The organism is Bradyrhizobium sp. CFUWI (genome assembly GCF_056429085.1).
Genome location: NZ_JBWJZE010000056.1, coordinates 1 through 9,725, shown reverse-complemented (window position 1 = coordinate 9,725; position 9,725 = coordinate 1). Strand labels below are relative to the sequence as shown.

Annotated in this window: 13 protein-coding genes and 2 pseudogenes; 4 read left to right on the top strand and 11 right to left on the bottom strand. The window is 60.0% G+C overall.

The genetic code is table 11. From position 1 onward, the window contains the following. Positions 1-359 precede the first annotated feature (359 nt). The gene (locus AC066S_RS38045; protein ID WP_349644831.1) at positions 360-605 is read right to left on the bottom strand and encodes a GMC oxidoreductase; all 246 of its coding nucleotides are present in this window, start codon (positions 603-605) and stop codon (positions 360-362) included. A gap of 76 nt (positions 606-681) precedes the next feature. On the opposite strand from AC066S_RS38045, the gene AC066S_RS38040 reads away from it, so the two are divergent. Next, positions 682-876, top strand: a complete 195-nt coding sequence (locus AC066S_RS38040) for a hypothetical protein (RefSeq protein WP_126262123.1) — start codon at positions 682-684, stop codon at positions 874-876. A 382-nt stretch (positions 877-1,258) separates the two neighbouring features. Here the strand turns inward: AC066S_RS38040 and AC066S_RS38035 are convergent, their stop codons facing one another. From AC066S_RS38035 to tnpC (AC066S_RS38015), 5 genes are all read right to left on the bottom strand, one after another. Beyond that, a complete protein-coding gene (locus AC066S_RS38035; RefSeq protein WP_104466254.1) occupies positions 1,259-1,462 on the bottom strand; it encodes a cold-shock protein in 204 nt (67 codons plus the stop codon). 83 nt (positions 1,463-1,545) lie between these two features. Next, positions 1,546-1,824, bottom strand: coding sequence for a hypothetical protein (locus tag AC066S_RS38030; RefSeq protein WP_126262122.1), 279 nt, complete (start codon positions 1,822-1,824; stop codon positions 1,546-1,548). A gap of 229 nt (positions 1,825-2,053) precedes the next feature. After that, entirely contained in the window at positions 2,054-2,278 is a 225-nt protein-coding gene (locus tag AC066S_RS38025) for a hypothetical protein (protein ID WP_235884944.1), read from the bottom strand. 953 nt (positions 2,279-3,231) lie between these two features. After that, positions 3,232-3,831: a UPF0149 family protein gene (locus tag AC066S_RS38020; RefSeq protein ID WP_135167559.1), complete on the bottom strand. Its 600-nt coding sequence runs from the start codon at positions 3,829-3,831 to the stop codon at positions 3,232-3,234. 47 nt (positions 3,832-3,878) lie between these two features. After that, positions 3,879-4,655 carry an IS66 family transposase gene (tnpC, locus tag AC066S_RS38015; RefSeq protein WP_126262120.1) on the bottom strand — a complete coding sequence of 259 codons (777 nt, stop codon included), beginning with the start codon at positions 4,653-4,655 and terminating at the stop codon, positions 3,879-3,881. On the opposite strand from tnpC (AC066S_RS38015), the pseudogene AC066S_RS38010 reads away from it, so the two are divergent. Beyond that, a pseudogene (locus AC066S_RS38010) lies at positions 4,599-5,623 on the top strand (IS110 family RNA-guided transposase). The gene tnpC (AC066S_RS38015) and the pseudogene AC066S_RS38010 sit on opposite strands and share 57 nt — an antisense overlap. Before the next feature lie 91 nt (positions 5,624-5,714). Here the strand turns inward: AC066S_RS38010 and tnpC (AC066S_RS38005) are convergent. The 3 genes from tnpC (AC066S_RS38005) to tnpA all read right to left on the bottom strand — a co-directional run bounded on the left by tnpC (AC066S_RS38005) (position 5,715) and on the right by tnpA (position 7,620). Then, on the bottom strand, positions 5,715-6,743 hold the full coding sequence (tnpC, locus tag AC066S_RS38005; protein WP_164719150.1) for an IS66 family transposase: 1,029 nt from the start codon (positions 6,741-6,743) through the stop codon (positions 5,715-5,717). 101 nt (positions 6,744-6,844) lie between these two features. Then, positions 6,845-7,201 carry an IS66 family insertion sequence element accessory protein TnpB gene (tnpB, locus tag AC066S_RS38000; RefSeq protein WP_126262118.1) on the bottom strand — a complete coding sequence of 119 codons (357 nt, stop codon included), beginning with the start codon at positions 7,199-7,201 and terminating at the stop codon, positions 6,845-6,847. After that, positions 7,198-7,620: an IS66-like element accessory protein TnpA gene (tnpA, locus tag AC066S_RS37995; RefSeq protein WP_235884945.1), complete on the bottom strand. Its 423-nt coding sequence runs from the start codon at positions 7,618-7,620 to the stop codon at positions 7,198-7,200. The genes tnpB and tnpA overlap by 4 nt, the downstream gene beginning before the upstream one ends. A gap of 227 nt (positions 7,621-7,847) precedes the next feature. Between tnpA and AC066S_RS37990 the strand changes: the two genes are divergently transcribed. Further along, positions 7,848-8,159: a hypothetical protein gene (locus AC066S_RS37990; protein ID WP_235884946.1), complete on the top strand. Its 312-nt coding sequence runs from the start codon at positions 7,848-7,850 to the stop codon at positions 8,157-8,159. A 128-nt stretch (positions 8,160-8,287) separates the two neighbouring features. Here the strand turns inward: AC066S_RS37990 and AC066S_RS37985 are convergent, their stop codons facing one another. Continuing rightward, the gene (locus AC066S_RS37985) at positions 8,288-8,443 is read right to left on the bottom strand and encodes an AidA/PixA family protein (RefSeq protein ID WP_347338660.1); all 156 of its coding nucleotides are present in this window, start codon (positions 8,441-8,443) and stop codon (positions 8,288-8,290) included. Further along, the gene (locus AC066S_RS37980; RefSeq protein ID WP_209311906.1) at positions 8,392-8,790 is read right to left on the bottom strand and encodes an AidA/PixA family protein; all 399 of its coding nucleotides are present in this window, start codon (positions 8,788-8,790) and stop codon (positions 8,392-8,394) included. Before AC066S_RS37980 ends, AC066S_RS37985 begins: the two co-directional genes overlap by 52 nt. Before the next feature lie 607 nt (positions 8,791-9,397). Here AC066S_RS37980 and AC066S_RS37975 point away from each other — a divergent pair. After that, positions 9,398-9,598, top strand: a pseudogene (locus AC066S_RS37975) (HdeD family acid-resistance protein); the annotation flags it as partial. Between the last annotated feature and the right edge of the window lie 127 nt (positions 9,599-9,725).

Genomic DNA, 9,725 nt, shown 5'->3' with positions numbered 1-9,725 from the left:
CGTTGCTCTGGTCGGGCTACGCCCTCCCGACGCAACGACAAAATCGCAAAGCCCCGCATTCAGTGTAACCTGGCAGGAATCCACTTAATTTCCGCGGGGCACTGTCCAAACAACCGGGGCCAGCTCTGCCTGCCCGGACTCGCGGCAGCTGATTCAGGGAGGGTGCGCTTCGGTAACATTGTCATCTGAGCAATATGAGGGGGCAGTTTTCCATGGCGCGCGACACAATTAGGATAACGCGCACGATCGTGGTCGTGCGATCCTAAGTGAGCACGACAGATGTCGAATGCATGCGTGCCTGTTCCCATCCTTCCTATGCGCCACGGATTTTCTCCAACTTGGATTTACGGAATAACGACTTACGGATGGATGAGATCTGCTGCCCTTTCTCCGATCATAATAGACGTCGCGTTGGTATTCCCAGCGATATGACGAGGAAAGATGGAGGCGTCCGCGACCCACAAGTTTTCGGTGCCCCTCACCTGAAGAGAAGGGCTGAGAACCGCTCGATCGTCTGCTCCCATGCGGCAAGTCCCGACCGGATGAAAGAAGGGGACAGTTGCTTTGCGAATGTAGGCTTCGTCAGCTTCCCGTCCGGCTCCCAATGCTGGCGCTTCGCAAAACTTTAGGACATGAGAGCCGAACGGGGGCAACCAAGAGCGCGTGGCTGGTTTTCTCCCAATGGTTCCGCTTCTCGAGGCTCCCCTCGGGGTCGACGAGGATGTCGGCGATATTCAGGAGCTCGCGAGCGGCATTCTGCGGATTACGAAGCGTCTTCGAGATGAACTCGAAGCCGCGCTCAAGGTAATCGATAGCCTCAAGGATCACACCGGGTTCACGGTGGCAGCCGCGCGACCTAAACAGCGGGAACGTTAGCGGCAACGTGACTCGGCGCCCGAAGCGTTGGAGGTAGAGCGCTGTCCCTACCACGCACCGCTAACTTCTACGCAGCCAGCCTCAGCGGCGAAAGAATCTGACGATGGGATACATCTATCGGAAATGGGCGTGGCACAACTACCAGGACTGGTCGTAGCCTCACGTGGCTTGGCAATCAGTCTCGGATCGCAGGCAGCGCCGTCGCGAGTCGCCAACTCACTGCCAGGGCAGGTATAGCGCCACGAACAGTACCAAGGCTGCAAGCCCGAACGCCCACGCGAACAATAGCGCCTTCCATCGGCCAATTCCGATCGATCTCCTCGGCCGCCCGCAGCGGCGTACCACTGCGGCCTTTCTGTTGAGCAACACAATGGGTGGTGCATCACTCGATTCGTAGATTTTCCGCCGAGTCTTTTCCGCGATTTTTCACGATGTCGAAGCTGACTTTTGCGCCCTCTGCGAGCGAAGTAAAACCAGCCTTCTCAACCGCGGAGATGTGGACAAAGACGTCATTGCCGCCCGAATCCGGTTGAATGAACCCATACCCCTTTGTCGGGTTGAACCACTTCACTGTCCCAATTGCCACCTAACTTCTCCATGTTTTAAAAATGAAAAGTAGTGCGCGACTCCGACAAAAGAATGGCTTGTCGCGTCGCGCTCGCACCAACGCTACATCCTCGCTAGAACGCTGAATGCATTCTGGCTGGCCACATTGATGTTGTTTGCGTTGGTACTGTCTCCCTGCTCGTTGGCCGAGAACACGTGGAAGCCAAGCAAAGGCGGAGCGGAATAGGCGGCCGTTCCACCAACCTGCGTTGTGTTCGGCCCACCCGCAAGAACTCCTTGGCCGATGAATGCGTTCGTCGCATCCATCCCGATGCCGGAAACCGCCGCTGCGCTATTGGCAACGAGACCAATGCGGGAAGCATATGAAATCTGCGTTTCCATCTTCAGCCAAGCCGAACACAACCGATATCTGGGTGCCTGCGGACACCCTGGCCTGCCGACTGTCGCGCTGGTGTATGTATAGGGCGACCCGTTGTCGTTCGAAGCGGCGGATACTGTGACGCGGTTATGTCCCCTTCCAGCTTTTCGACTTTCTCCTTAGCCGCAGCTTCCTTCGCTGTAGCATTGGAAATCCCGCTGACGTGTTTCGCATATTCGTCGGCGCTGGTAGCTACGAAATGGCGACGAATTGCTTCTCGAGCCCTTTTTCTGATGCTGGACGGGTCGGCGCGTCCTTTCGCTCCCGCAACGCACTTAATACCGTCAGCATCAGGGGTCTGACATCATCCAATGCTGCGGTGAACGTTAGGACGGCAGCTTTAAACTGCGCTTGAAATTCGGCTGACAGCTGAGCAGCGGCAGGTATCGCGGTCTTCGCGGCAGCCAGCGCTTCCACGCAGCTACCTGCATGTTGCGTGGCAGTGTTCAGTTCGATGACGAACTTGGAGAGTCTGTCGTCAAAAGCAGCTGCGAGCAGCGCTTTTCGTTGGTCGGTAATTGCTTGGCCGCAATGCAGGCACGACTTTAAATCGTGTTCGACATGCTACTCATGATCCGCATCGCTAAGCTTGCCACCCGCCAAAGTCCCCAGCTTACTTATCAACGTCGGCTACAAACTGGGGTGCCTCGTATAGAGTAGGCAGCCCGCCAGCAATTGTTTCATTCTTCTGAACCCCAGTTTCGAATTCGACGCCCCCGACGGGTATCGACGACGATTGCCACGTTTCCGCCACCTCCATCAACTGCAAGGGTTGATAGTTGACGGGGTCGCAAGCGCCGCCTGAGCGGCCGGTCGATGGGCAAAGTGCATGTCGGGGCGGTCGCGGATGCTGTCCGCCGATTGTTGATTAAGTGGCTTGACCCGAAAATGTCTAATCGCGGTTACCCCTCCTGCGCGCCCTTCGAGCGCATTAGCATGACAAAGGTCAGCGCATCGACAGCGAGTCAGTTTCCTGATTACAGCTGCTCCGCGTGTCCTCGTTCCGGCCGTATCGACCGTTCGTCCGCCATTGGATGCAAGTGTTCCCGCTCGCGGCGAAGCTTCGACGGACGAGCCGCATCCCCCCACTTCGTTCCGGGCGGACGATGCATCCGCAGTAAGACGGGGGCGTGTGTAGGGGCCGCCGATAAGGCTCGGCGCCGCATCGAGTTAAGAGTCCAGGATTCCTTGCTGCGGCTGGCCTTCTCGATCACGGCCAGTACCCTCGTCGATACATGAAATTTGAGCCGCTAAACGGGCCTAGCGACATCCCGAGAACTGGCTATTCCAGGAGGTCTCACAGGACTCCCAGCCGAGTTCGGGATTGAACGTAAACGGTACGAGAGGGCCACGGACTTGGCGCGGACGGCCTACGCGCCACGCTTGAAGCGTATAGGCATCCAGAACTGCCGCAGGGCCTCGACGGTTGCTGGAATGTCGCGCCAGGCGTTTTGGACGATGGGTTGTGTTCCCAGTGTGCGCCGGGCCGGGGGCAGAAAGGGCCGACCCGCGTCATCGATGCAATGGACCAGGATCGGCCGCAGCATAAGGTGTTCGGTTCCGTTCGGGGAGAGAAGCCGCGACCAGACGAGAAGCCGAAGCTTCATGACGGCGTAGAAGCCCATGCACCAAGGCTGCGGGTCGACGTCGCCGTCCGGCGATCGCACGAACAGCGGCTCGAAGCTCTCCGGTCTCGTCGACAGCGTCTCGCTGATCGCGTTGTGGCGCATCAGCGTGGCAGCGATCGCCGAGAACTCCTCGGTGTCGTGATTGAAGGCGTGGGGATCGACGCCGAGGAGCGGGCACACCCATTCCTCGGAGGCCATCGAGACCGGCCCAGCGACGACCGCGGCCACTGCGCCGTCGAGCATGGAGAGCGACGTCGCCCGCGGATGCCGAAGCGTCGGCGACCTGGCGCGCTCGCTCATCCATTGCCCGAGCCGCTCGAATGACATGGCATAGTCCGCCATCGTCGTCTTGACCGGCTTATGCGTTACTCGCCGTTGCCTCCGCTTCGTCATGCCACGGCACGCTTTTCGGCTTCGCGCGCGGCCTTCCAGTTCCAGGCCAGAAGTTCATGAAGCTGGTGGGTCTTCGTGGCGCCGCTCACCATGCGTTCGAGAACGTCGACGAGATAGGCCTCGGGGTCGAGGCCATTCAATTTGGCCGTGTTAAGAAGCGAAGAGAGTACCGCCCAGGTCTCGCCCCCGCCTTCGTCGCCGCTGAACAACGAGTTCTTTTTTCCGATCGCAATCGGCCTGATCGATCGCTCGACCGTGTTGCTGTCCGGCTCGATCCGCCCGTCATCCAGGAATGCCGTCAGGCCCTGCCAGCGTTCGAGCATGTAATCGATCGCCTTGATGAGCGTCGAGCGGCGGGAGATCCCGTCCTTCACCGCGATCAGACGAGCCTTCAACGCCTCCATCAGCGGCTTCGTCTCGGCCTGTCGCGCCGCGCGGCGTTCCCCGGCGCCGAGACCGCGGATCCTCTCCTCGATCGCGTAGACGGCTGCGATGCGCTCGATGACCTCCGCGGCGAAGGGTGAGTTCGTCGTCTTGCGCACCCTCACGAAGTTGCGGCGCGCGTGAACGAGACAATACGCCAGCTGGATCTGGCCCGACATCTTCGCATCGCCGGCCAGCGAGGCGTAGGCCGCATAGCCGATGGAGTGGACGCCCCCCGACGGCATCAAATGTGCCAAAGTGCGGGTGTTTAAGACCCGGTAAGGAGGACGTCCATGAACGAGATTAGCATCATTGGTTTGGATCTGGCAAAAAACGTATTTCAGATCCACGGCGCGGGGCCAGACGGGAAGGTTGTTCTACGCAAGAAGCTCAACCGCGGCAGATTGCTCGAGTTTTTCGCCAGCTTGCCAATCTGTGTGGTCGCGATGGAGGCCTGCGCCAGTGCTCATTACTGGGGACGAGGAGATCGGTAAATTCGGTCACGATGTCCGGCTGATCAATCCCTCCTACGTGAAGCCATTCCTCAAGCGCCAGAAGAACGATGCTGCAGATGCGGAAGCGATCGCCGAAGCCGCGTCGCGCCCAACGATGCGCTTCGTCGGCGTCAAGAGCGCCGAGAAGCAGGCTTCTTCCATGGCATTCAAGGTTCGCGCCTGTTGGTTCGGCAGCGAACGCAGACGATCAATGCGTTACGCGGACATCTGATGGAATACGGCTTGATCGTCGCTCAGGGTATCAGACACATCCCTCGTTTGAAGGAGCTGATGGAAACATATCACGACCTGCCCGATCTCGCCCGCGGCCTTTGCCAGGATCTCCTAGAGCATATTGAATCCCTGTCGGAGCAGATCGCAGAGCTGGAGAAGGGACTACGGGTTCGTGCCAGACAGGACGATGTCGCCTCACGCTTGATGACCATTCCGGGCATCGGCGCAATCTGCGCCACAGCGATGGAAGCCTTAGCGCCCTCGGCGGAGACGTTTTCCAAAGGCCGTGATTTCGCGGCCTGGATTGGTCTCACGCCTAAACAGAATTCATCCGGAGGTAAGGACAGGCTCGGCCAAATCTCCAGGATGGGCCAACGAGATCTTCGACGCCTCCTTGTTCTTGGTGCAACCGCCGTGGTGCGATGGGCAAGACGATATGGAGCGCCAGCCGGATCCTGGCTGGCGAGAATGGTTTCGAAGAAGCCCCCAAAGCTGATCGCAGTCGCTTTGGCAAACAAATGGCGCGTATCGCTTGGGCCTTGATGGCCCACGGTGGCGTCTATCAAGCTCCGGCTTCTGGTACTGCGTAACGCAGAATCAGAGGCAGCGAGACGTCGGGAATGTGGTAAGGTCAAACGGAGGATTATGGGCAAACGGTCAGAGACTGGATTGGAAGAATCATTAAGTCGATGAGTGCCAACAAGCACGCGTAGCCGAATTGAATCCGATCCACGCATTCCATAAGGGCCCGCGACGTGTCGAAGTCGCATCACGAGGCCGGACACACGTCAGCACCCGACCACATGCCTGTACCGAAGTGAGATTTTGCTTGCATTTACCGGGGCGTCCACACACGTCGACTTGCAGCACGCCTTCGAATCCGGCCAACTGCGCCACGATCTCCTTCTTGCCGCGACCGCCTGCGAACACATAGGCGACCGCGGGCGGCGCCGGACCCTTCCACGCCCGATCGTCCGTCGCATGCGCCCAGAACTGGCAGATCCTCGTGCGGCCGCGTCCCGGATCGAGAACTGGCATCGGCGTCTCGTCGCAGAACAGCCGCTCGAAGCCATGCATGGTCTTCAGTTGCAGATCGTAGAGGCCCCTGACCAGCCACGCCGCGCTCCCCATCCAGCGCGCCAGCGTCTGACGGTCGACGACGACACCCTGGCCCGCCAGGATCTGCGTCTGGCGGTAGAGCGTCGATTGCCAGGCATATTTGGCCGCGGCGATATGCGCGATCAGCGCCGTCGTCGCCATGCCGCCCTCGACGAGCCGCGCCGGTGCCGGGGCCTGGACAATCGGGCCCTCACAGGAGCGGCAGGCGTATTTTGGACGGATCGTGCGGAGCACACGCAACCACGCGGGAACCCGATCGAGCGCTTCGCTGCTCTCCTCGCCGATCCGATGCATCTGTCCCGTGCAGCACGGGCACAGCGTGGACGCCGGCTCGATCACCCGCTCGACCCGGGGCAGATGCGCCGGTAGCGCGCCGATGTTGCGCCTCGCTTTGCGCCGCTTCGGTCTCTGCGCGTCCGGTTTGTCGTCATTGGCCGGAGGCTGCGCGCCCGCAGTCCGTTCCAGATCGAGCGCGATCTGTTCGGCGCAGACGATCGCCGAGCGCTCCGATCGCGCGCCGAAGATCAGGCTCTTCAACGTGGCGATCTCTGCGCGCAGATCGTCGTTCTCGCCTTCGAAAGCCAGCACCATCTCGGCGAGAGCCGCAGGGTCAGAGGGGAGATCTTCAGGGCGAAGCGCCATATCGCAGAGCTACACGAACACACTCGCAATCGCCAGCAAAACAAGACGATTCAGGCAACTTTCGTCGGCTGCTTCGTCACCTTCGGGACCACACGCGACCACTCCGCAAGACCTTCGATCAGCATCGCCAGTTGTGCCCCCGTCACCGGCATCGTACCCTCGCGAGCAGGTGGCCAGGCGAAGCTCCCATTCTCGAGCCACTTCGTCGCTAGAACCATTCCCGAGCCGTCAAAAACCAGAAGCTTCAAACGATCCGATCGCTTCGATCGGAAGACATACACGTCGCCGCTATAGGGCTTACCGCTCAATCCCTCCGCTACCAGCGCGACCAGGCCATGAACGCCTTTGCGAAAGTCAATCGGCTGCGTCGCGACGAACACACGGACCATTGGACCGAACGAGATCATCGCGTCGACCTCACCGCCGCCAGCACGCGCTCCAGCGTCGCGGCGTCCACGCCGACGGGCACGCGCACCGTCGCGCCCGCGATCATCACCTCGATCCGCTCGGCCGGACTCACCAGAACATGCGCCTTATCGATCGCGTTCGGCTGCGCCTCGACGGCGGCGTCGAGCCTGACTTGCACGAACTGCGGCGCTTCGCTCGACGCGAGCCGCGCCTGGCGCCGCCACACACTGAGCAGTCCCCGGTTCACCCGGTTGCGTCGAGCCACCTCGGAAATGCTCGTCTCCGGATCGGCGCTCTCGGCCACGATCCGCGCCTTCTCCGCATCGCTCCAACTGCGCCGTCGCCTCTCCCCCGTGATCACCTCGATCCGCTGATAGGAGGCGGCATCATGCCTGTCTTGATGTCTGTCTTGATGCATGGAATGAGCGTCCCTCACGTTGTCTATCCACGCACGAGTCTCGCTCATCTCGCCCACCTAAACGAGGTGAGGTCGTCGTACCGCTATCGATTGAACGACCGCGCTCGGAGCGGCCGACTACGGCACCTCCCTCGGAAGTATCCCAGCACCAAGCAGGCCTTGTTCAAGACCATGAAGTTCAAATCGCAAGCCGCCACGCCATCGGCCAGCACTTGACTCTGCCAGAAATGGTCGTCGATGCTTTGGTTGCCCGGCTGCAACAAATCGAAGTTGGGCGTCGCGACGGTCGAGGCTCGGCGCAGGACAAGCTCAAAGGGGGAAAGGACATCAGCGTGTTCCTGCGCGATCCCATAGGTCTGTCTTTGGCCATTGCTGTTTCCCTTCCTCCCGACCGTGGGATACTCGGCAACCGCGGAGCTTGCCAAGTGCTTGGACCGGCCGAACTGGATGGTGCTGACGGCGGATCGGTCTCATTCGAGAACTACGCGAAAAAAGCGACAGCTGGTCGAGAAGGCCGATCCGCCAGGGACGACGGGTGAGGTCGGCACGCCTCCGGACCGCAAGCTCCGCACCTGCCATTTCATGCCACCCTCGGAGTCGAGGGTGGTTGGGATCATGGCCGTTGCCCCGCTGCGCGCTTCCTTCGACGCCTTGATGATCATCCGCATCAATTGTGGATGCTAATGAACGGATCCCACGAGAAGTATCCCAGCGCGCTGCAATTGCGATCGACGACCATGAAGTTGAAATGGTAGGGAACTCGTCCGATACTCAAAGTTTCCGAGGACCAATAGTAATTGGCGATCGTCTGACATGTCGGCACGGACGGATTGCTAGGATTGGGATGCGCGAACGAGGCCTCCGCCTTCCGCGGGGCGGCGTCGAGATCAGCTCGTTCCCTACTTTTCCGATGAAGCGGTAGAAGATCACTGACTTCTCGAATCCAAGGGAGAGGCTGGTCTCGCGCCAACGAATCAAATCCCCGACCTGGGCCTTCAGGTCGAGCTCGCCGCCCGCTTGCCCACTGATCACGTTGTCCTGATTTGTGATCATGTAGACATGGCGAAAGTCAATGAGAGTGGGGCTGTCCGGTCTTTTGCTCGGATTCGAGTACTTCTGAAGAATGGATTCCGTATCAAAGGCAACGAGAATGTCTGTGACTCTGGACATGATGCTTCTCCATTGCAAAGAGGAATGTTCGGCTTTCGCCGAGGGTCGTCACTCCCCATCTCGATTCTGGAGCGCTCAGCCATGGGAGTACTGTAACCAGTGGCTCCGAGGAGGGTAATGTACCGGATGGATGACAGCTTTCGGTCTTCGTGTTTGTCCAACTCCGTCGTGTGGGCGCGCATACCCCCCCTCGAGAATGCAGTTAGGCCAATCGCCGCTACGCGCAAGATGTTCATGTTGTCGCGTTCATGCGCGTCGAACTTAAGACGTTTGGCGGCAAGCTGCCACAAACGGCCGCGTTTTCACGATCGCGTCACGAAGAAACTAGTTTCGCTCTCGACGCGCGGCTCGCAAAGCGTGGCACGCCAATTGCTCGGCCTACGACATCGCCTCGCCGGGCTTAGTACTGTGGTCCTCCCGCGTCCTGGGATGCGGTCCAAGCCCGAGGAGAGGAGGTCACGATGCGGATGGCACCCAGCAGGCGAGCAAATAGATTGATAAGCACACTGAGTCGGCTGCTCGCAACGACCCGCAAGCTCAACCCTGATCGCAACAAAGCGATGGCTAGGCGCCATGCTGCGGCGCAGCTTTGGTACCGGAGACCTCCATGACAAGTTCGTCTGATATCGTGCGGCTTCGAGCTGGTCCGGGCACCGCTTCGCTACCAAAGCGGGGCTGGGTTTTCGCCCTCGGCGTAGTTTATCTGATCACTGGGTTCGTGGCGCTTGGTAGCGTTGCGCTCGCGACGGTGGCGAGTGTGGTGCTAGTTGGCGTGATGATGATCGCCGCCGGCGTTGCCGAAGTGATCTGAGCTGGTCCCGCAAATCTGAACAGCGCGATAAGTGGAGTTTCTGCCTGACGGCGGGCAAGATTGACCCGCGAATCAGGAGAGACGATGAGCAGACGAGCACGGCGGAACCACACTCCGGCTTTCA

Coding starts and splice junctions, on each gene's coding strand:
- AC066S_RS37980 (WP_209311906.1), bottom strand. CDS start 8,790: ATGTCCAGAGTCACAGACATTCTCGTTGCCTTTGATACGGAATCCATT.
- AC066S_RS38020 (WP_135167559.1), bottom strand. CDS start 3,831: ATGGCGGACTATGCCATGTCATTCGAGCGGCTCGGGCAATGGATGAGC.
- tnpC (WP_164719150.1), bottom strand. CDS start 6,743: ATGGTGCTGGCTTTCGAAGGCGAGAACGACGATCTGCGCGCAGAGATC.
- tnpA (WP_235884945.1), bottom strand. CDS start 7,620: ATGCATCAAGACAGACATCAAGACAGGCATGATGCCGCCTCCTATCAG.
- AC066S_RS37990 (WP_235884946.1), top strand. CDS start 7,848: ATGGTCGTCGATGCTTTGGTTGCCCGGCTGCAACAAATCGAAGTTGGG.
- tnpB (WP_126262118.1), bottom strand. CDS start 7,201: ATGATCTCGTTCGGTCCAATGGTCCGTGTGTTCGTCGCGACGCAGCCG.
- AC066S_RS38030 (WP_126262122.1), bottom strand. CDS start 1,824: ATGGAAACGCAGATTTCATATGCTTCCCGCATTGGTCTCGTTGCCAAT.
- AC066S_RS38040 (WP_126262123.1), top strand. CDS start 682: ATGGTTCCGCTTCTCGAGGCTCCCCTCGGGGTCGACGAGGATGTCGGC.